This window comes from Streptomyces sp. H39-S7 (assembly GCF_027158205.1).
In the GTDB taxonomy this organism is placed as follows: Bacteria; Actinomycetota; Actinomycetes; order Streptomycetales; family Streptomycetaceae; genus Actinacidiphila.
On sequence record NZ_JAPVLU010000071.1, the window covers coordinates 1 to 20,059 of the forward strand.

Annotated in this window: 16 protein-coding genes and 1 pseudogene; 5 read left to right on the forward strand and 12 right to left on the reverse strand. The window is 67.6% G+C overall.

All coding sequences use genetic code 11. The features are described 5' to 3' along the window. Positions 1–175 precede the first annotated feature (175 nt). Positions 176–1,006 (reverse strand): DUF2637 domain-containing protein, encoded by an 831-nt coding sequence (locus tag O3X23_RS39360; protein WP_269278637.1) that lies wholly within the window; start codon positions 1,004–1,006, stop codon positions 176–178. Further along, on the reverse strand, positions 1,003–1,269 hold the full coding sequence (locus O3X23_RS39365; RefSeq protein WP_269278640.1) for a DUF6284 family protein: 267 nt from the start codon (positions 1,267–1,269) through the stop codon (positions 1,003–1,005). Before O3X23_RS39365 ends, O3X23_RS39360 begins: the two co-directional genes overlap by 4 nt. 490 nt (positions 1,270–1,759) lie before the next feature. On the opposite strand from O3X23_RS39365, the gene O3X23_RS39370 reads away from it, so the two are divergent. Both O3X23_RS39370 and O3X23_RS39375 read left to right on the forward strand, forming a co-directional pair. After that, entirely contained in the window at positions 1,760–2,518 is a 759-nt protein-coding gene (locus O3X23_RS39370; RefSeq protein WP_269278643.1) for a helix-turn-helix domain-containing protein, read from the forward strand. A 2-nt stretch (positions 2,519–2,520) separates the two neighbouring features. Next, positions 2,521–2,994, forward strand: a complete 474-nt coding sequence (locus O3X23_RS39375) for an NUDIX hydrolase (RefSeq protein ID WP_269278646.1) — start codon at positions 2,521–2,523, stop codon at positions 2,992–2,994. Here the strand turns inward: O3X23_RS39375 and O3X23_RS39380 are convergent. The 5 genes from O3X23_RS39380 to O3X23_RS39400 all read right to left on the reverse strand — a co-directional run bounded on the left by O3X23_RS39380 (position 2,982) and on the right by O3X23_RS39400 (position 9,428). Continuing rightward, positions 2,982–3,554, reverse strand: coding sequence for an HD domain-containing protein (locus O3X23_RS39380; RefSeq protein WP_269278649.1), 573 nt, complete (start codon positions 3,552–3,554; stop codon positions 2,982–2,984). The genes O3X23_RS39375 and O3X23_RS39380 overlap by 13 nt on opposite strands. 2 nt (positions 3,555–3,556) lie before the next feature. Further along, positions 3,557–3,937 (reverse strand): GntR family transcriptional regulator, encoded by a 381-nt coding sequence (locus tag O3X23_RS39385; RefSeq protein ID WP_331284007.1) that lies wholly within the window; start codon positions 3,935–3,937, stop codon positions 3,557–3,559. 265 nt (positions 3,938–4,202) lie between these two features. After that, positions 4,203–6,788 (reverse strand): tetratricopeptide repeat protein, encoded by a 2,586-nt coding sequence (locus O3X23_RS39390; RefSeq protein ID WP_269278656.1) that lies wholly within the window; start codon positions 6,786–6,788, stop codon positions 4,203–4,205. Positions 6,789–7,077: 289 nt separating this feature from the next. Then, positions 7,078–7,443 (reverse strand): hypothetical protein, encoded by a 366-nt coding sequence (locus tag O3X23_RS39395; RefSeq protein ID WP_269278658.1) that lies wholly within the window; start codon positions 7,441–7,443, stop codon positions 7,078–7,080. Beyond that, on the reverse strand, positions 7,443–9,428 hold the full coding sequence (locus O3X23_RS39400; RefSeq protein WP_269278661.1) for a hypothetical protein: 1,986 nt from the start codon (positions 9,426–9,428) through the stop codon (positions 7,443–7,445). Before O3X23_RS39400 ends, O3X23_RS39395 begins: the two co-directional genes overlap by 1 nt. A gap of 502 nt (positions 9,429–9,930) precedes the next feature. On the opposite strand from O3X23_RS39400, the pseudogene O3X23_RS39405 reads away from it, so the two are divergent. Then, positions 9,931–10,023: pseudogene (locus O3X23_RS39405) on the forward strand (glutamine synthetase); the annotation flags it as partial. Positions 10,024–10,094: 71 nt separating this feature from the next. On the opposite strand, the gene O3X23_RS39410 reads toward O3X23_RS39405, so the two are convergent. Then, complete coding sequence (locus O3X23_RS39410) at positions 10,095–11,474, reverse strand: FAD-binding oxidoreductase (RefSeq protein WP_269278664.1); 1,380 nt, start codon at positions 11,472–11,474, stop codon at positions 10,095–10,097. 206 nt (positions 11,475–11,680) lie between these two features. On the opposite strand from O3X23_RS39410, the gene O3X23_RS39415 reads away from it, so the two are divergent. After that, positions 11,681–12,805, forward strand: coding sequence for a sulfite oxidase (locus tag O3X23_RS39415; protein WP_269278667.1), 1,125 nt, complete (start codon positions 11,681–11,683; stop codon positions 12,803–12,805). A 15-nt stretch (positions 12,806–12,820) separates the two neighbouring features. Here O3X23_RS39415 and O3X23_RS39420 read toward each other — a convergent pair whose 3' ends face one another. Then, positions 12,821–13,843, reverse strand: coding sequence for a TolB-like translocation protein (locus O3X23_RS39420; protein ID WP_269278669.1), 1,023 nt, complete (start codon positions 13,841–13,843; stop codon positions 12,821–12,823). Between the two features lie 20 nt (positions 13,844–13,863). Continuing rightward, a complete protein-coding gene (locus O3X23_RS39425; RefSeq protein ID WP_443048117.1) occupies positions 13,864–14,745 on the reverse strand; it encodes an alkaline phosphatase family protein in 882 nt (293 codons plus the stop codon). A 306-nt stretch (positions 14,746–15,051) separates the two neighbouring features. On the opposite strand from O3X23_RS39425, the gene O3X23_RS39430 reads away from it, so the two are divergent. Continuing rightward, positions 15,052–18,015 carry a bifunctional [glutamine synthetase] adenylyltransferase/[glutamine synthetase]-adenylyl-L-tyrosine phosphorylase gene (locus O3X23_RS39430; protein WP_269278673.1) on the forward strand — a complete coding sequence of 988 codons (2,964 nt, stop codon included), beginning with the start codon at positions 15,052–15,054 and terminating at the stop codon, positions 18,013–18,015. A 34-nt stretch (positions 18,016–18,049) separates the two neighbouring features. Here the strand turns inward: O3X23_RS39430 and O3X23_RS39435 are convergent, their stop codons facing one another. Both O3X23_RS39435 and O3X23_RS39440 read right to left on the reverse strand, forming a co-directional pair. After that, entirely contained in the window at positions 18,050–18,922 is an 873-nt protein-coding gene (locus O3X23_RS39435) for a phosphatase PAP2 family protein (RefSeq protein ID WP_269278674.1), read from the reverse strand. Positions 18,923–18,959: 37 nt separating this feature from the next. Then, entirely contained in the window at positions 18,960–20,051 is a 1,092-nt protein-coding gene (locus O3X23_RS39440) for a LacI family DNA-binding transcriptional regulator (RefSeq protein ID WP_269278686.1), read from the reverse strand. Positions 20,052–20,059 lie beyond the last annotated feature (8 nt).

Sequence of the window (20,059 nt, forward strand, 5' to 3'; positions counted from 1 at the left end):
TGTGCCAGTTACTGCGAACATCTCACGCGTACCAATCAAGCCTGATAGGAGGGCTCCTACCTCCCCACTTGCACCTCAATCGGCAGGCACATCGCGAAGGAACCCGCGTGAACTCCAGTTGGCAGCGTGTTCGGCGAGCCCGCCGATGCGAGGCACCTTCCGTAGACGAGGGACATCAGGACACCGCCTCGTCGGCCGGCCCGTCGGTGGCGCGCTCAGCTTTCAACGCGTCTCGAACGAGCCGGGCCTTGGCCGGTGCGGTCCGCAGTTCCCTGCGGATCGCCTCTGCGGTCAGAGCATCGCCGGGCCATGCTGCGGTGGCCTCGCGCCCCTCGATCAGGAGCTGTTCGGGAGTGCGGGTCGGTCGGGGGTTGCGGGCCGACTGGGGCACTCGACCGGTCGCCCGACGAGGCGCCTGCACCGCCGCCGCGACCGGCTGAGCAATCGGAGCGACAACCGGATGCAGATCGGCCGACTCAAGGGCCGGACGTACCGGCGCTTCCGACACGGAGGGCCGGGTCGACTCTTGCAGGTCAGACACCGACTGATTCATCAGCATCACAGATGATTCATCCTGGTTTGCGGTCCGCTGGTGCAGCACCTTGGCGACCAGGTCAGAACCGAAGAAGATCGATCCGACCGGTAGCGACGTAGCCAGCAGCACCAGCGCCCAATTCGCAGGCGCCCACTCAGCGAGCACCATCCGTGATCCGCCGTCGTGCAGCGCGGGAACCAGGCCGTGTACGTAGTTCAGAACCAGCGACGCGGCGGTATACCCGGCCAGCACCCACCGGGCGGTCGTGCGGTCCTGGCCGGTCAGTACGAGCGTGGCAACGAGCGCCAACGCCATCAGGCCATCGACGACGAACGGGTACAGCAGCGAGGCCGTACCGTCCGCCCCTACCGTGGCCGCGACATCGCGCTGTGCGTTCCACGACACCCGAAACGCCATCCCCACCACACCAACAAGCGCTAGAACCAGCAGGGTCTTGGGGAGGCGCTTCATGCTCCGACCCCCGCCGGAACCTGTCGGTCGAGGTTGGCCAGGCGCCGCCGCTCAGCGAGCACCTTGCGCTGCGCCCGCCGGATCCGGCGTGTATCCACCTCGGAGGCGGGCCGGTCGAGCGTCATGATCCGTGCGTCTAGCAACTCGACTTCCGCCAGGATCACGAGCATCTCAACCTCGATGCCCGCCAGCTCAGCGTCCGTTGGCTCACGCTCAACGTCTGCAGCGGTAACAACCGCCTGAACAGTGCCGATGAACCTCATGGGTCGTAGTTCCTTCCAGGTAGGACGGCCCTATCAGCGGCTCCGGTGTTCGCGCACCGGGGCCGCCCTGCGGCCACCCGTCGACTGACGAGTGGCCATGACCCCCGACGCGCCCGAAGGGGCTCGCCGAGGACCAAAAACACTCGTATCGATCAACACGCTGTTGAGTTCTCAAAGGTCAGACGCTTCCTTCGACCCCGTTTCACTGGAGGCCTCCGGGCGTTGCGGTCCTTCGGCTCCGCCGGTTCAGGCGGGCACGGGCGAAGATCCTGCAGAGACTCTCAATAGAGCCGATGCAGTACCTCTATTACAGGTACTGCATCATGCTTCCGTCAAGTAGCGCGGCGGACCTTCTGGGCTTTGCGCCGGAACTTCTTGGCGCACCATCAGCATCGCTGCAGGTGAGGGGAGTTGGTTACCCCGCCAATGGACAGGTCGGGTACATCTCGCTAGCGTCAAGACATCCCAAGACGTCCCAACGGGGGTCGAGATGTCCAACGAACGGCTACGGTCGGCTCTCTTAGCTCAGGGCCTGTCCGTACAGGAGCTGGCCGATCAGATCGACGTCAACCCGAAGACTGTCGAGCGCTGGATCACGCAGGGGAAGGTGCCCTACCGGCGCCATCAGTACGCCACTGCGTCCCTGCTCAAGGTCGATGTCACGACATTGTGGAACGACGCTCGCGCGGTCGACAGCGCCACAGATCTCAGCAAGGCAGAGATCGTCGCCGTGTACCCGCATCGGCATATGGTGCCTACTGGGCTGTGGCGGGAGATGTACGCCCGAGCAGAGAGGTACCTCGATGTCCTCGTCTACTCCGGCTTCTTCCTGGCGGAAGATCCGCAGTTCCACGATCTCTTGAAGGCGAAGGTGCAAGGCACAGCACAGGTTCGCATCCTCCTCGGCGATCCCGACTGCCCCGCGGTGCAACAGCGGGGCATAGACGAGGGGCATCGGGTCATGGGCAGCAAGATTCGCAACGCCCTGGTGAACTATCGCCCGCTCTTCGCCAGCCACCCGGACATCGGCTTCCGGCTGCACGACACGACGCTCTACAACTCGCTCTACCGCTCGGATGACGAGATGCTAGTCAACCCCCACGTCTACGGCATCGGCGCGTACATGGCGCCGGTCTTTCACCTGCGGCGGTTGCCAGGCGGCGGGTTGTTCGAGACCTACGCGAACAGCATCGAACAGACCTGGGGACGCGCACGTCAGGTGACGGATCACGACATCACGGGAGATTGACCATGGGACGCGTTGATTACCTACACGACCCCGATGCCCCGCCGGCGAATTCGGTCGTGCCGTCCGTCGTGGCGTTCATCCAGAACGATGCAGGACAAGTGCTGATGATCAAGCGCTCCGACAACGGCAGGTGGGCGCTACCCGGCGGGGGCCACGACGTAGGCGAGTCCATCAGCGACACCGTGGTGCGCGAGGTCTGGGAAGAGACCGGGATCAAGGCTGAAGTCATCGACCTGTCCGGGATCTACACGGATCCAGGCCACGTATTGGCGTACGACGATGGCGAGGTTCGGCAGCAGTTCAGCATCTGCTTCCGGGCCCGGCGGGTAGGTGGGGAAGTCCGTACGAGCAACGAGACGACGCAGGTCCGTTGGGTCGACCCAACGGACCTGCCGAAGTTCGATATCCATCCCACGATGCGCCTGCGGATCGAGCATGCGATGGACCGCAGCCGGCCGGCGCCCTACATCGGCTGACGCTCGACCGCGGCGAGCCGTCCGAGCACCCGCGCCGTACTGGACAGGATCTCCGGCTCCGCACGACGGATGAACGTTCCGATCAGGCTGTCCGGGCCGTAGCGCCCAGCGATCTCGCCCACCCGGTCGACCGGATTCGTCGGCGTTCCGTCGGGCGTGGTGTTCATGTCGCAGTAGCAGAGTGCGTCGACCAGAAGCGGCGCCTCCGGAGAGAACTCCCCCTCCAGCTCTTCTCGCAGGCCGCGCGCTTCCGCTTCCATCCACGCACAGGAGTGGTGCGCGACAAGACGCGTCACCCGCTCGTCAGCACGGGCAACGTCCCGCAGGTACCGCGCGCCATCCAGAGCGTGAAAGCCCGTCTTGGCCAGGTCAGGCGAGTATCCAATGTCGTGCAGCACCGCTGCCGCCTCGATCAGTTCGGCGTCGGCGCCAAGGATGGACGCCACCGATCGCGCCCGTTCAGCCACCCCGAGGGAGTGCTTCCACCTACGCGGCAGTGGCTCGGACAGCAGCGATTCGGCGAGCGGATAGGCCCACTCGGTCAGTCCCGTCGTGCTCAAGGCTAGGAACGCCCCTCTCGGTTGGGCAGGGCTCGTACGGTTCGTAGCTTGCCCTGTCCTCCCGCGGTCAGCAGCCCAGCAGCTTCCAGCTTGTCCAAAGCTCTACGCAAGGTCGGTCGAGAGACCTCGAACCGAGCACAAAGAACGGTCGCACTCGGAAACTCTGCCCCCACGTCCAACCCGTCATCCGTGATGACGTCGGCGACCCGCTCGTCCAACGGCCGGCGGTCCCCTCGGTCGCCCTCCCGGACCACACGCCAGCGGGAGCCGGGTACCGGCTCCGCGAGCCGTTCCTTCTGCAGCGCTTCGAATACCCGCAGTACAACGCCACGCGAGACTCCGTGGGTACTCATCAGCTCTGCGACTGGCGGGAGCTCCGTCATCTCCGGGTCAGCCTCAATCTGCGCCCTCACCACGTCGGCAATCTTCAGAAACGTCCCCCGGGGGCTGGCCTGCTGTGACACTCGCGCTCCCTTTCCGCATTCTTTCGTCACGGACTAGCCTGCCACGCTCAGCTGCCGGACAAGTGTTCCACCTGTCCGGGTGTTCAGGGGACTGTTCCTGGCCGGGGCGGCCGACCCCACGGCATTCGGCAGCCGCCTTGGGGCGAGACTCTAGGATCATGGCGTCGATTTGGGCTGTTGCGGGCTACTCCGCCTCATCGAGTTCCCGCAAGGCAGCGTTGGCCGCATGCACTCCCTCCGGGGCCTCACATTCCTCGTACTTCGTTCGTGCCTGCAGGAAGAAGTCTCGGGCGCCAGAGTGACTACCGCCATCCAACTCAGATTGTCCTAGATTCATCAAACACAGAGCCTGGTAGTAGGCGTTATCAACGCTGGCAAAGTATTCCAGCGCGCGCTTAAGGCAAGTAACCGCATCCACCGCCCGGCCCATTTTGAGATAAGTACCTCCCAGATTCGCCCAAGTGAGGTTGATCCCGAGGAGGTCCTGTACTTCTTCGTACCCAGGGAACGCCTTCCTGAATGACTCGACCGCTGCTTCTAGGTACCCCATATTGGAGAGTGCGGCCCCAAGCCCGCCGTGTGCTGAAGCCTCTTTTCTATGGTCGCCGGACTTCTGATGAAAAACTATAGACTCCGACAAGACTTTAACGGCAGAGGGAAGTTCGCCAGCCTCTCGATATGCGGATCCCAAGTTCGTCAGAGAACTGGCGATGCTACCGGCATTCCCCGACTTCTTCGCCAGATTTGCGGCCCTGATCAGTATGGGAATTGCGGCTCGCGCTCCCTGATGTTGCCGAACAGCTGCGCCCAAACTAATCACAGAATCACATTCCCCTTCAACGAATCCGATTCTCTCAGCAATCGCATTGGCTTTGGTAAGCTTTGGGATTGCCTCTTTGAATCGTCGTTGACTAGTGAGGGTCAACCCTATGTTATTCAATGCTCTGACTTGGCGCTCCGCATCCTTCAATGCTCGGGCCGCTTCATGCGCGGATATGGCACACTGAAGAGCATCATCGACTCGCAGTCGAAGATCGAAATAGAGCGTCAGATTCATGGATATGTAATAGGAGGCCTCATGCATACCTGCGTCGCGTGACTTAAGGGCGGCGCCCCGAAGGTTCGCACAATCATCATCAAACCATGCCAGAGCTTCTGGGATAGTCTTAAATCGCACATTGCTATCTGGGGCTCCTCGCAATACAGAGTCAGCCTCCGCCGAAACTCCCTCGTAGCGCTCGACCATTCTGGAAAAGCAACGCTTATATTCGTTCTTGTCCCCTAGTTGCTCTGCCTGCTCTGCACTAAAAAGATATACAAGGTCATGCATCTTCCATCGAGTCGATGATCCGCCCCGAGCTATCAGACTCGCCTGGCCCAACCTTCTTAGTACCGACCTGGCTCTCAAGGTTGGAGTTTCCAATACTACGCCGACCATCTCCTCTGAAATGCTGGTCCCAGGATTCACCGAGAGTTTGCAGAACGGGTCTCGCAACTCTTCTTCGAGGTGATGGAAGGAAACTTGCAGGGCAGCTCGAACTGCAGAATCTCCATACTGCAGCACGTCTAGGCGTGTTTTGTTCTCAGCCAGTTCCTCAATGAGGTCCCTCAAATTGAGGGAAATATCCTCTTTTACGATAGCAGCAGCTATTCTTAGTGCTAGGGGAAGGTGGCCACAAAGCTCACACAACTCCCGAACGAGGGCGGGGTCGAAATCCCGTCCACAGGCGGGTAGGCCTGAACGGAACAAATCCTCAGACTCTGTCGGATTCATACAGTTCAAGTGGACGATCTCTAGGCGATCGATGATCCCTAGCTTGACGCGCGAGGTGATGACAGCCCCGTGGATCGATGATTTCGGCAAGAGTTCCGCGATCTGTGAAATCTCGGCAACATTATCGAATACGAGAAGCGCGCCCTTGCCCGAATCCGCGCAGTCTTCAAGGAATTTGTGATAGGTTGCGGCTTGGCCGTTAATATCAGTCGGCACCTGAGAAAGTGGAAATCCTAACGCAACCAAAAGCGGTGCATACGCTGCACCGGGGCGCCCCATAAGGCGTCTCTCGCCAGAGAAGCCTTGCATATCTACGAATGCCACTCCGCCAGGAAATGTGGCTTGCACCTGAGGATCTCGAACTATATGGCTCACGAGCGCCGTCTTTCCAACGCCCGCCATCCCTGTGATAAGAAGACTCCGGTGCTCTCCGAAGGAAAGTAGGCGCCGGAGTTCCCTTTGCTCGCGATCCCGCCCTACAAACCATGCCTCAGATCTTGAGATAGCTGAAATCGGATATACTTGCAGACTTATGCCATGTCCTGCTTCGGACCTCTTTTGCGCATACGCGTGTGCTTGCTCTATGAACTGTTCAACGGTGGATTCCGTCAGTTCATTAGCGCGATCCAATTGAATCCAGGTGGATGAGGGGGATTCAATCAGCGACTGGGTGAGGTTGGTCCAGAAAAGTCGCCTGGTTTCAACGTCGAACACAACCCCGAAGACCGGAAGCAGGCTATCTCGCCAGTCATCTCCGTGGTCGTCGATAGGTATCGCATAGCCACTGGATCGCTTATATTTGGCACCGCTCTTAATTTGGACTGAAATGCTCACGCCAGTCCTGTGCCCATTCTTGGTAAGCATAACGAATAGGTCTTCGCCATAGTCGTTGCCGCCATCAATCTCCTGGACGATCTGATCGTGTTCTTCCAGGAGGGCGCGGAGAGAATTTACCCCTGCCCGCTCAATCCGCCGCGTCCGCGTCACCTTTGTCATAGAGCCCCCTGTGTGCTGCCGTGCATGTGTACTCACACGCTATCCTGTCCATACCTTCCTCAAGGGCGGATATGTAGAAATCGCCTGTTGAGAAGGTTGCCTTATGCGCCGGTCCCGCGGTGCGGAGGTCGGCCGCCTCACCCCTGCCTGCATGGCTGAGAAGATATCGACTGGCGTCCGACGTTATTCGGGGTGGCTAGGGCGCTTGAGCGTTTGGCCCCTTCTAGTACCCGGCGGGGCAATAGAAGGGGCCAAACGCTTTCCGCAGCTGGACTGCTGATACGGGATGTTAGCTGGCCCTGGGCCAGCGCTCCCGATCGTAAGGCAGCAGCCAGCCGGCAATGTCGCCACCGATGCGGCGAACTTCCGGTTCCGGGGTGTCCGGATGCAGGAGGAGGGCATAGATACCCACCCACGTGTCGGTCTTGGGAAGCGTGTCGAGGTACTCGCGGACGTGACTGCTGAGCCCGCGACCGTCCTTCGGCCGGCACACGGATCCTACGTACCCGACGTGACCTCGGGAGTCGACGGCGATGTATACCGCGCAGGAGGCGTCCGGCATGAACTCGGGGAGAGGCTCCAGCTCTTCAGGGACGGCCCGCAGCAGGTGCGTACCGCACAGTTCTGCGAGCGCGTTGAATGTGCCCAGCTTCATCAGGCTGCCGCCTCGCCATCAGCGTCGTTGCTGCTCGCCGGAGGAGACGCAGGGCCGTTTCCCTGGGATTCGACCGCCTTCTCCCACCACTCCTTTGCCTCGTCGGCCAGTTCGTTCAACTTGTCCATCAGCAGGCGGGCGGGAACACGTCCGTCGCGCTCGATCAGCGGGATGTCGTCGGCATCCTTCAGGGCGCCCAGGTTCCGCATCTCCGTCTCCAGCGCGCGGAGTGCGTTCTTGGTGGACTGCACTCCCCGCTTGTAGTGCTCACGCACGGCCGCGGTCGGGTCCAGGGGCGGCAGTGGTGTGCCCTCCTTGGGGACGAGCGCGACCCGGATGAAGTCGCTGGTGAGGGGCATGTCCTTTCCCTCACCGTCCTTGCGCGGCTGACCCTGGTCGTCCACCTGTCGGGGGGTCACTCCCGCACGGTCGTCTTCGATGGCCTGGCGAAGGTGGCGCAGCCCGCGGTCGCTCTCGACGAGAGCCGCCATGACGACGCTGGCACTCCGGCGGTCTCCGCCGGGGCCCTCGTCGTGCCGGGGACCGCTGATCGCACCGTGCTTGGCGAGCACGTAGGCTCCGCGCACCCACAGCTCCTTGGTGGCAGGACAGTCGTCGGCCTCTGCCTCCTGCTCCTTCTGGGCGGCCTGGAAGAGCTCCTCGGGCGACAGTTCGGTCGGATGCCACACGGCCTTGTGCAGATCCTGGGGGAGCGCGTCCGTCAGGGTCTTCCGGTAGCGCGTGATCTCAGACTCGGAGGCCCTTCCGCGCTTCTCCCTTACGATCAGCTCCACGGCCAGCGGCAGCTTGGTCTTGGTGTTGACCAGGGCTCGCTTGCGTCGCCCCGTGGGCTCGTTGGTGAGGACCAGGGCAATCGGCCTGCGCACAGCGTTGTGGATCTTGGGGTCGCTGGTCGTAAACAGGTGGATCGCCCGCGCGGCACGGTCGTCGCCGTAAGGGACGAGCTTATGGGCGGCCGCCTCCTTCGGAGTGAGGCGGCCGGCCAGCCAGTCGGCCTGACTGTTGCTGGAGATGGCTCCAGCCGCTCGGGCGGAGATGAGGCACTCCTCCGAGAGCGCGGTGTTCTTGGCCGCGTCGGACCACTGTTCCTTGGTGTTGAGGTGGTCCTGGGCTACGCGGGCCTTGATGGCCTGGGACAGATCGACCGCGCCGTCGACATCGGGAACAACCCCGATGATCAGTTCGAAGTCCACGACCGCGCAGCGGATCGCAGCCCGCTCATTGTCCAGGATGTCCGGGTCCGGCTTCGCGATGGAGCTGTTGATGGCGTCGATGTGCGCCTGCATGGCACTGGCACTGCGCGGCAGGGAGAACAGGATGTCTTCGGCGGAGGTGCCTACGTGGAACAAGCCGTGGCTGACGCGGCTCGACCCCTCGCGAACCACGATGTGCGTGGTGGCGCTCTCATCAGTTCCGTCGTAGGAAACGGTCGTCGCGACCCCGATCGGGGGGTCCATGATGCCCTGCTCGGCGATATCCGGGACGGGGCGGTTCCGGTCACGGGTTGTCTCCATCGCCCAGTCGACCTGCTCGGCGAGCGCTTCGCGGCTGGCGACGCGGATGGCCAGCTCCCCCTCGCCCACCTGCACGGCGGGGACCATGGTCGCCGGAGGTGCTCCCTGGTCCTGGGCCAGGGCGAAGGGGACATGGTCAGCGTTGCGGGGGTTGAGCGGGTCCGGAACGAGACGGGAGGTGTAGACCGTTCCAGAGATCACCAGAAGGTAGGCGCCGGGGATACGCCGACGCTGGGGGTTCGCGATCTGGGGGAGGACCGCAGCGGGGTCGGTCCAGATGGTGGAGATCGCCCCCGCCACGTGGTCCGCCATTCCGCGCTTCTTCAGGCCAGCGCGGATTTCCCTGTGCAGCTTGGGATCAGGGACGGCGGGCACGCGGCGGATGGGCTTGGAGAGTTCGGTGCGCTCACCGTTTACGGTGGGCTCGCCGCTACTCGGGATGTATGCCATGTCAGGGGTCTCCTTTAAGCTCCCTAGAACCACGGAAGCCGATCTCCCGCGGGTCACTACACGCGGGAGCTGGAGGACGCCGAAACCAGCTCGCGCACTCACCAAGCCGCGGATCTGGCCCGCGTCAGTAAGAGCGGCAGGGGACACATCTAGCGCTACGTCGGGTCGACCTCGGCGCTCTACTGCTGCGCTGGTTGGGTCTCGCCATTCCGCCCGTGGAAGTCGGCGCTTCTGGGGGAGGACGTAGCGACGCGCGTCCCGCGTCACTGGAGCCATTATCACCCTGGTGGCCGAATCGCGCCACTGGATTACGTGCTTGGTGTGGCTGAGGAGGTTTGTGCCACTCTACGAGCGCTCTGACCGCCTGAAACGTCATCAGCTGCGGGGCCGCCTGGGGGCCGCCTGAGGGTCACCGAGGACGACTATCGACGACCGTTGACGACGGCTCCCAGGCTGATCACAGCGTTGCCCGTACCGTGCTTCCGTGGAGCTGAGCGCGGTTGATCAGTTCCTGCGCAACAAGAAGCAGGAGTGGGAGGAGTACCGGAGCGAGGTCACGGCCTTCGAGCTCCGCAAGAACCTGCCCAACCTGTAGCGGCGGGTGTTCGGGCCGGCGGCTTCGTGCCGCCGGCCCGTTGCCGGTTCGCCGGGGCCTGGCGACCCGGCCTAAGCGGCCGGTTCGATGTTCTGGTTGGCGTGGAAGAGGTTGTACGGGTCGTAGGTGCGTTTGATCGCCGCGAGGCGGTCGTAGTGGTCGTGGTAGGTGGCCCGGACGCGGTCCTGGCTCTCGCCCGCTCCTATGAAGTTGACGTAGCCGCCGCCCATGGAGTGCGGGTGCAGGTCCTCCCAGTAGCTGACGCACCACTCCTTGACGGCCTCGGCGTTGGCCGGGTCGGGGTCGATGCCGCCGATGACGCCGGACCAGACGGCGTCCCGGTAGGCCCACGCGGTGTCGTCCGGGCCGACCCGGTGGGCGGCTCCGTCGACCGGGTAGAGGTGCATGGTCGACAGGGCGGTGGGAAGGTTCTCGGCGTACTTCGCGTGCACGTCGATGGCGTCGTCCGTGATCCGGTTGAAGAAGTCCCCGCGCCAGTACCACTGCAGGCCCTTGGGGATCAGTTCGTCGAACATGCTCTGCAGCACGGGGTACGGCATCGGCGTCGAGAAGTGGAAAGCCGGCGCACCCGCGTCGTTCACGGGGGCCAGCGCCTGCTCGATGCCGTCCGGGTCGCCCGTCCAGCACCACACGACGCCGCACATCTTGTGCCCGTGGATCTCCTCGGGGAACGGCGGGGCCGGCGGGACGGCGAGTACCGCGAAGAAGCCGTTGAGGTCCTCGGGCGCCTGCGGCAGGAAGTCGCGGTACCAGCGCAGCACCTCGTGGATGTGGTCGACCGGCCAGAGGCTGATCGCGAGGCCCACGGTGTGCACCGGGTGCAGCCGGAAGCGGAACGAGGTGGCGATGCCGAAGTTGCCGCCGCCGCCGCGCAGCGCCCAGAACAGGTCCGGGTGGTCGTTCTCGCTCGCGGTGACGAAGCTGCCGTCGGCGAGCACCACGTCTGCGGCCACCAGGTTGTCCATCGTCAGGCCGTACTTGCGGGTGAGGTGGCCGTGGCCGCCGCCCAGGGTCAGGCCGCCGATGCCGGTCGTGGACATGATGCCCCCGGGGGTGGCCAACTCGAAGGCGTGGGCGGCGTGGTCGAGGTCGCCGAGCGTGGAGCCGCCGCCGACCCGGGCGGTCTTCGCGGCGGGGTCGACGCGCGCCCAGCGCATCGGCGACAGGTCGACGGTGACGCCGCCGTCGACCAGGCACAGGCCGGCGCCGCTGTGGCCGCCGCCCCGGACGGCGAGTTCCAGCCCCTGGTCGCGGATGAAGTCGACCGCGGCCATGACGTCCGCCGCGTCGGAGCACCGCACGATCGCGGCCGGGCGCTTGTCGACCATGGCGTTGTAGACCTCGCGGGCCTGCGGGTATGCGGAATCCTGGGGACCGATGACGGGGCCGCGCAGCGCGCTCCGCATCGCTTCCAGAGTGGTGCCGTCCATGGCGATCTCCTCGGCGAGACTCGGGCCGCCTCCCCGCCCGGCCGCTCCCGGTCGGGCCGCCGGTGGGCGGGTGCGCCGACGCCTTCGCATCCCTCGTCGGTCATGGGCATCGCGGACCCGGGGCCGATATCTCCAGCATCCCGCCGCCCGGTGCGGACCGCACTCCGGCGAGTGCCCTCCCCGGCCCCGGAGCGCACCATGAAGGTATGGACGGACGCTACGGCGACATCAGCCCGGCCGGACGCCTCGCGGAGCCCGCCGAGGGGATCGGCGCGGACGAACTCGCACTCGCGGCCCGCAACCACGGCCTGCCGCTGGAGGCCCTGCGCTACGACCTGACCCCGCCGGGACTGCACTACGTACTGGTCCACTACGACATCCCCGCCGCCCGCGAGGACGACTGGCGGCTCACCGTGGGAGGCGGCGTCCGGACGCCGCTGACCCTGGACATGGCGACGCTGCGGTCCTTCCCCGCCGTCACCCACCGCGTGACGATGGAGTGCGCGGGCAACGGCCGGGCGCGGCTCACCCCCCGGCCGGTGAGCCAGCCGTGGCTGGTCGAGGGGGTGGGCACCGCCGAGTGGACCGGGGTGCCGCTGCGCGTGCTGCTCGCCGAGGCGGGAGTGCGGCCGGAGGCCGTCGAGGCCGTCTTCGGCGGGGCCGACCACGGGGTCGAGCGCGGGGTCGAGCAGGAGTACCGGTGGAGTCTGCCGGTGGGGGTGGCGACCGGCCGCGATCCCGAGGTGCTGGTGGCGTACGGGATGAACGGCCTGCCCCTGCCACCGCAGCACGGTCACCCGCTGCGGCTGGTGGTGCCCGGCTGGTACGGCATGGCGCACGTGAAGTGGCTGCGGGAGATCACGCTCACCGACACGCCGTTCACCGGATTCCAGCCGGCGGTCGCGTACCGCTACCGGCAGCGCGCCGGTGAGCAGGGCGAGCCGGTCACCCGGATCGCCCCGCGCGCGCTGATGATTCCGCCGGGGTTCCCCGACTTCATGTCCAGGACCCGGGTCGTACGCCCCGGGCCGGTGCTGCTGGAGGGCAGGGCGTGGTCCGGGATGGCGCCGGTCACGCGGGTCGAGGTGAGCACGGACGGCGAACGCTCCTGGCGGGAGGCCGAACTCGACCCGCCGGACGGACACGACCGGGCCTGGCGCGGCTGGCGGGCGCTCTGGACGGCCCAACCCGGCAGCCAGGTGCTCGGCGCCCGTGCCACCGACGCCGGGGGGAACACCCAGCCCCTCACCCAACCGTGGAACCGCGGCGGGTTCGGCAACAACCTCGTCCAGCGGATCACCGTCCACTGCGTTCCCGCGGACCCCGGCTGACCGACCGCCCGCGCGTCAGCCGATCCAGGCGGGGGCCAGGGCCGCCGGGGTCAGGGCGCGGGGCGCGCCGGTGCCGTCGGCGGGGACCGTGTAGAGGTCGGCGCCGAAGTCGCCCGGCAGCGAGTAGGCGACGGTGCGGTCGTCGGTCCAGACGGCCTGGTCGTCGACGCTGCGGGCCTCGGCCAGCGGGGTCTCGCGCAGCGTGGCGAGGTCGAGGGCGTAGAGCCGCCAGGGAGCGTCGGGGGACAGGCCCGCGACGCGCTTCTTGAAGACCAGGCGGGTGCCGTCGGGGGAGAGCGACGGGCACTCGACGTTGGACCGCAGTGTCGTCACGGTGCGGGCCGCGATGTCGCCGCGCACGAGGTACGTGCTGCCGCCGGTGGCGAGCGTCGCGTAGAAGTGCCCGTCGTCGGCGAAGGTGACGCCCCAGAAGTTCACGTCGGCGGCGCGGTGGCGGCGGCCGTCCTTGAGGATCGTGTACTCCTCCAGGCTCGCTTCGAGTTTCCCGGTCCGTACGTCGAGGAGCGAGGTGCGGGTGGAGAAGTTGGTGCCCGCGTAGGAGTCACCGCCGACGAAGACCGTCCAGGCGGCGAGGTGGCCGCTGGGCGAGACCCGGGCGCGGGTCGGGATGCCGGTCAGCGGGTAGTGGCGGGTCTCCTGGAGCCGGGAGTCGAGGACGACGGCACGGTAGGTGTCCTGGACGGCGCCGTGCACGGTCTGCAGGCAGATCCCGGTGCCGGCGGCGGCGTGGAAGCGCAGGCAGTGGACGCCCGAGGCGGTCCGGATGGCCCCGGGCGAGGCGGCGGGCACGGTGGCCAGCTCGTCGCGGTGCGGCCCCCACGCCATGTTGCGGAAGACCATGAGGCGGGGTCCGGCCGGGGCCAGCGACACCGTGCCCTGGACGACGGGCGGGCCGCCCGCCTGCTCGGTGTCCTTGCGGGCGGCCCGGTCGGAGGCGTGCCAGACCGCCGCGCCCGCCACACAGGCGAGCACGGCGAGCGCCGCGACGAGGATCAGCAGCCGGTTCCGGGTGGTCATGGCGCCGGCCCCACTCATGGTCAGCTGGTCCAGATGCCGGTGATGTCGGACGCGGAGGCGGCGTTCCCCGCGTGCGGGAGGCCGTACATGTCCTCCAGGGTGCGCAGCAGGTTGTAGTGGGTGTACTTCGTCGACGAGGTGCTGCCCGGGGTGACGGGCTGTCCGTAGAGGACGGTGGGGATGCGGTTGCCGGCCAGCCGGTTGTCCTCGTCGAAGGTGACGATGAGCAGGCTGTTGTGGGTCTTGGCCCACGTGGCGTAAGCGCCGAGATTGTTCTTGATCCAGGTGTCACCGGTGCCGACGGAGCAGTCGTGCATGTCGCTGCACAGGTTCGGCACGACGAAGGAGATCTGCGGCAGCGTCGTGTAGTCCGTCGGGAACTGGGCGAACGTCTTGGCGCTGGACGTCGGCACGTTGCTGAAGCCGAACCAGGGGTTGTGCTTCTGCGCGTACTTGCCGCTGCTGCAGGTGGTGGAGCCCTGGCTGGGCAGCGTCTCGTTGTAGCTGCCCCAGGTCTTGCCCGCGGCGATCAGCTCGGAGGCCAGGTTGGGCGCGGAGCTGAAGCCGGGGGTGACGCAGCTGTCGCCGGTGACGCCCTGGTTGCTGCCCGAGAACACCTGGTAGTAGTTCGGCTGGCTCGGGTGCGTGATGCCGTACGAGGCGGTGAGGTTCGCGCCGCCGGTCTTCAGCGAGTTGATGTAGGGGGCGCTGGAGCTCCCGATCACCTGGTTGTACGCGTGGTTCTCCATCATCACGACGATCACGTGGTCCGGGGTCGGGACGGCGGCCGCGGCGCTCGCGGTGGACGCGCCGCCGAGGCCGGCCCACAGCCCGACGGACGCGCCGGCCAGCCCGAGGGCTGCGGCGAGGGCGGTGAGGGGACGCGGTACGGATTTCGACAGGCCGAACACGGCTTACCTCCGGTGGGGGGTGGGGGCGCGGAGCGGTGTCAGCGTAGGAGCGGCCGGTGGAACAGAGAAGCTCTGCCGACGTGAATGGCCGAAGAACGAACGGGGTGGGTGCACGCGCCGGGCTCGGCCCGCCGGCGGCACGGGCTCAGCCATCCGCTCGGACCGGCGGCACCCCGCTCTCCGGCCCGGCGCTGCCGTCGCCGCGCGGCGGAACCGTTCCAGGTCGGCGGCCGGGCGGTTACGCTCAGCTGGGACCTTGATCGCAGGCAAGACGAGGCAAGACGTACCGGAGGCGAGATGTCGCTGCCGCAGGGGCGCCGGAGCAGCACCTTCTCCCGGCTGCTGCGCCACGGGTTCACCGATCCGGCGGCGGCCGAGGTCCTGGTGGAGGCCGCGGGGCTGACCGCGGTGCGGACCGATCCGGTGCTGCTGGACGCGCTCGGCGCGACCGCGGACCCCGACCAGGCGCTGCTGGGCCTGGTCCGGCTGGTGGAGGTGCTGGACGAGGGCGAGCGGCGGACGCTGCTCGACACCCTGACCAGCGCCAAGCCGCTGCGCGACCGGCTGCTCGGCGTACTCGGCGCCTCCGAGGCACTCGGCGACCACCTCGCCCGGCACCCGCACGACTGGCACGCGCTGGTGACGTACGAGTCCGCCGACCTGCACCCCGGCGTCGCCGAGTTCGAACGCGGGCTGGCCTCGGCCACCGACCCCGACCTGCTGCGGGCCGCCTACCGCCGCTGCATGCTGGCCATCGCCGCCCGTGACGTGTGCGGTACCAGCGACCTGGTGCAGACGGCCGCGGAGCTGGCGGACCTGGCGACCGCGACCGTGCGCGCGGCCCTCGCCATCGCGGGCGCCGAGGCGCCGGCGGACGCGGCGCTGTGCCGGCTCGCGGTGATAGGGATGGGCAAGTGCGGCGGCCACGAGCTGAACTACGTCTCGGACGTGGACGTGATCTTCGTGGCGGAGCCGGTCGAGGGCGCCGAGGAGGTCGCCGCGATGCGGGCGGCGACGCGGCTGGCCGCCCGGATGATGCGGGTCTGCTCCGACACCACCGCCGAGGGCACCATCTGGCCGGTCGACGCCAACCTGCGGCCCGAGGGCAAGAACGGCCCGCTGGTGCGGACGCTTTCCAGCCATGTCGCCTACTACAAGCGGTGGGCCAAGACCTGGGAGTTCCAGGCGCTGCTCAAGGCCCGGCCGATGGCGGGCGACCGGGCGCTGGGCCTGGCGTACGTCGAGGCGCTCTCGCCGATGGTGTGGCAGGCCGCCGACCGCGACCACTTCGTCACCGACGTCCAGCAGATGCGCCGCCGCGTCGTGGAGGGCATCCCCGCCGCGCACGTCGAGCGGGAGCTGAAGCTCGGTCCCGGCGGGCTGCGGGATGTCGAGTTCGCCGTGCAGCTGCTGCAGTTGGTGCACGGCAGAACCGATTCCTCACTGCGCAGCGGCACCACGCTCACCGCGCTCGGCCAGCTCGCGGCCGGCGGCTACGTGGGCCGCGCCGACGCCGCCTCGCTCGACGCCGCCTACCGTTTCCTGCGCCTGATGGAGCACCGGATCCAGCTCTACCGGCTGCGCCGCACCCACCTGGTGCCCGACGACAAGGCCGGGCTGCGCCGGCTCGGCCGCTCGCTGGGCTTTCGCGCCGATCCCGTCGCCGAGCTGAACCGGGAGTGGAAGCGGCACGCCGTCGAGGTGCGCCGCCTGCACGAGAAGCTCTTCTACCGGCCGCTGCTCGACGCGGTCGCCCAGCTCGAACCGGTCGAGACCCGGCTCAGTGCCAACGCCGCACGGCAGCGGCTGCAGGCGCTGGGGTACGCCGATCCCGCCGCGGCCATCCGGCACCTGGAGGCGCTGGCCAGCGGCGTCAGCCGCAAGGCCGCCATCCAGCGCACCCTGCTGCCCGTCCTGCTCGGCTGGTTCGGCGACTCCGCCGACCCGGACGCCGGGCTCCTCGGCTTCCGCAAGGTCTCCGACGCCCTCGGGAAGACCCCCTGGTACCTGCGGCTGCTGCGGGACGAGGGCGCCGCCGCCGAGAACCTCGCCCGGGTGCTCTCCTCCGGCCGGCTCGCCCCCGACCTGCTCATGCGGGCCCCCGAGGCGGTCGCCCTGCTCGGCGCCCCCGAGGGCCTGCAGCCGCGCACCGGGCCGGCGCTCGAACAGGAGGTGCTGGCCGCGGTCGGCCGCGCCGGCACCCCCGAGCAGGCGGTCACCGCGGTACGTGGCGTCCGGCGCCGCGAGCTGTTCAGGACGGCCGCGGCCGACGTCATCGGCGAGCTGGACGTGGACGCGGTGGGCACCGCCGTCACCGACATCAACGCGACCACCGTCATGGGCGCCCTGCGGGCCGCCATGAACGCCGTCGAGGCGGCGGACGGGCCGCTGGCGACCCGCTTCGCGGTCATCGGCATGGGCCGCTTCGGCGGGCGCGAGCAGGGGTACGGCTCGGACGCCGACGTGATGTTCGTGCACGAACCGTTCGAGGGCGCCGAGGACAACCGGGCCGCCGGACAGGCCCTCAGGATCGCCAACGAGCTGCGCCGGCTGCTCCAGATCCCCACCCCCGACCCGCCGCTGCTCATGGACGCGGATCTGCGCCCCGAGGGCAAGAGCGGACCGCTGGTCCGCAGCCTCGGCTCGTACGCCGCCTACTACCGGCGCTGGTCCCTGGGGTGGGAGAGCCAGGCGCTGCTGCGCGCCGACCCCAGGGCCGGGGACGAGGGGCTGGGCGAGCGCTTCATCGAGCTGATCGACCCCCTGCGGTACCCGCCGGACGGGCTCGGCGACGACGCGGTGCGGGAGATCCGGCGGCTCAAGGCCCGCATGGAGACCGAGCGGATGCCGCGCGGCGCCGACCGCACCACCCACGCCAAGCTCGGCCGCGGCGGGCTCTCCGACGTCGAGTGGACCGTCCAGCTGCTGCAGATGCAGCACGGCGGGCGGCTGAAGGAACTGCGCACCACCCGCACCCGCCGGGCGCTGGCCGCCCTGCACGCCGCCGGCCTGGTCGGCGCCGAGGACGCGGCGGTCCTCGACGAGGCGTGGGTGCTGGCCACCCGGGTCCGCAACGCGGTGATGCTGGTCCGCGGCCGCCCCGGGGACACGTTCCCCGGCGACGGCCGGGAGCTCGCCGCCGTGGGCCGCTACCTGGGGTACTCGGCGGGTCACGTCGGCGACATGGTCGAGGAGTACCGCCGGACGACCCGGCGGGCCCGCGCGGTGGTCGAGCGGCTGTTCTACGAGTACGAGGCGTGACGGCCGCGCACGGGCAGCGGGCAGCCGTGCCCGTTCACCGCCGGCGGGCGGTGGCCGGGTAGCGCGGCAGGCGGTAGACGTAGCGGCCGTAGAACGCGAAGACCAGGGCGAAGCCGGCACCCAGGCAGACGGCGCCCCCTATGGCGTCGAGCCAGAAGTGGTTGGCCGTCGAGATGATCACGATGAGGGTCGCCAGCGGGTACAGGATGCCCAGCACCTTGACCCACAGCGGCCGGGCGAGCGTCGCGACCGCGATGCCGCACCACAGCGACCAGCCGATGTGCATGGACGGCATCGCCGCGTACTGGTTCGACACCTGCGCCAGGTCGCCGGAGGCCATCGAGCCCCACGTGTGGTGCGCCTTGACAGTGTCGATGAAGTCGATGCCCTGCATCAGCCGGGGCGGTGCCAGCGGGTAGAAATAGAAGCCGACCAGCGCGATGCCGGTGGTGATGAAGAGGACCGTGCGGGCCGGTCCGTAGCGGCCCGGATGCCAGCGGTAGAGCCACACCAGGACGCCGATGGTGATGACGAAGTGCAGCGTCGCGTAGTAGTAGTTCATCCCTACGATCAGCCAAGTCACCGAGTTGACGGCGTGGTTGACGCTGTGCTCGACGGCCAGGCCGAGGTGGTTCTCCAGCTTCCAGATCGCGTTCGCGTGCCGCATCGCCGCCGGCTCCTGCTCGGGCACGGCGTTCCGGACGAGTGAATACACCCAGTAACTGACCGCGATCAGGGCGATCTCGAACCACAGACGCGGTCTGCGGGGGGTGCGGAGCCGTGACACGAAGGTATGGCGAGGTGCCGCAGGGCCCTCGCTCGGCGCTCCATCGGAATCAGTGGAACCGATGGAGCGCGGCGGGGCGGCCGTGCGGCCGTCCAGGATCTTCGCGGTCGGTTCCCCCATGGAGGAATAGTCTGCCAGACGCACGGGAGCTCGCCGCTCAGACGCCGGCAGGTCCCTGTGCATTCGATGTATGCCTCCCGGCCGCCTGCTGGACCAGCAGCGGGGGGGTCCGGATGCTCGGAACCGCGGCCGTGGAACCGCGGACGACCAGCTCCGGGAGGAAGACGAATTCGCTGTGCGGGGCGGGGGTGCCGCCGATCTCCTCGAGCAGCGCCCGCACCGCCGCCTGCCCCATGGCGGCCACCGGCTGGCGGATGGTGGTCAGCGGCGGATCGGTGAAGGCGATCAGCGGGGAATCGTCGAAACCCACGACGGAGACGTCCTCGGGCACCGCCAGGCCCTGCTGCCGTGCGGCCCGGATGGCGCCCAGCGCCATCATGTCGGACGCGCAGACGATCGCGGTGCATCCGGACGCTATGAGCGCCGTCGCGGCGGCCTGGCCGCCCTCCAGCGTGTACAGGGAGTGCTGGATCAAGTGTTCGGATTGCTCCGTGGTCAGTCCCAGCACGTCCTGCATGCTGCTGATGAACCCCTGGATCTTGCGGAGTACCGGCACGAAGCGCTTCGGTCCGACCGCCAGTCCGATTTTCTCATGTCCGAGTGCCGCCAAATGGGTGACGGCCAGCCGCATCGCGCCCCGGTCGTCCGGAGACACGAACGGGGCCTTGATCTTCTCCGAGAAGCCGTTGATCAGCACGAACGGCACGCCCTGGCCGTGCAGCCTGGCGTACCGCTCGGTGTCGGCGGTGGAGTCGGCGTGCAGACCGGAGACGAAGATGATTCCGGCGACGCCGCGTTCCACGAGCATCTCGACCAGCTCGTCCTCGGTCGAGCCGCCCGGCGTCTGGGTGGCCAGCAGCGGGGTGTACCCGTCGCGGGTCAGCGCCTGGCCGATCACCTGAGCGAACGCCGGGAAGATCGGGTTCTCCAGCTCCGGGGTGATCAGGCCGATCAGGCCCGCGCTGCGCTGCCGCAGCCGGACGGGCCGTTCGTAGCCGAGCAGATCGAGCGCGGCCAGCACGGATTCGCGGGTGGTGGCTGATACGCCGGGCTTGCCGTTGAGGACCCGGCTGACCGTTGCTTCGCTGACACCCGCCTGGGTTGCGATGTCAGCAAGCCTTGCGGTCACAGCACCGG

Excerpts from the sequence above, each read along its gene's own strand:
- O3X23_RS39360 (WP_269278637.1), bottom strand. The coding sequence starts at position 1,006 with ATGAAGCGCCTCCCCAAGACCCTGCTGGTTCTAGCGCTTGTTGGTGTG.
- O3X23_RS39365 (WP_269278640.1), bottom strand. The coding sequence starts at position 1,269 with ATGAGGTTCATCGGCACTGTTCAGGCGGTTGTTACCGCTGCAGACGTT.
- O3X23_RS39370 (WP_269278643.1), top strand. The coding sequence starts at position 1,760 with ATGTCCAACGAACGGCTACGGTCGGCTCTCTTAGCTCAGGGCCTGTCC.
- O3X23_RS39375 (WP_269278646.1), top strand. The coding sequence starts at position 2,521 with ATGGGACGCGTTGATTACCTACACGACCCCGATGCCCCGCCGGCGAAT.
- O3X23_RS39385 (WP_331284007.1), bottom strand. The coding sequence starts at position 3,937 with ATGACGGAGCTCCCGCCAGTCGCAGAGCTGATGAGTACCCACGGAGTC.
- O3X23_RS39390 (WP_269278656.1), bottom strand. The coding sequence starts at position 6,788 with ATGACAAAGGTGACGCGGACGCGGCGGATTGAGCGGGCAGGGGTAAAT.
- O3X23_RS39395 (WP_269278658.1), bottom strand. The coding sequence starts at position 7,443 with ATGAAGCTGGGCACATTCAACGCGCTCGCAGAACTGTGCGGTACGCAC.
- O3X23_RS39400 (WP_269278661.1), bottom strand. The coding sequence starts at position 9,428 with ATGGCATACATCCCGAGTAGCGGCGAGCCCACCGTAAACGGTGAGCGC.
- O3X23_RS39410 (WP_269278664.1), bottom strand. The coding sequence starts at position 11,474 with ATGGACGGCACCACTCTGGAAGCGATGCGGAGCGCGCTGCGCGGCCCC.
- O3X23_RS39415 (WP_269278667.1), top strand. The coding sequence starts at position 11,681 with ATGGACGGACGCTACGGCGACATCAGCCCGGCCGGACGCCTCGCGGAG.
- O3X23_RS39420 (WP_269278669.1), bottom strand. The coding sequence starts at position 13,843 with ATGACCACCCGGAACCGGCTGCTGATCCTCGTCGCGGCGCTCGCCGTG.
- O3X23_RS39430 (WP_269278673.1), top strand. The coding sequence starts at position 15,052 with ATGTCGCTGCCGCAGGGGCGCCGGAGCAGCACCTTCTCCCGGCTGCTG.
- O3X23_RS39435 (WP_269278674.1), bottom strand. The coding sequence starts at position 18,922 with ATGGGGGAACCGACCGCGAAGATCCTGGACGGCCGCACGGCCGCCCCG.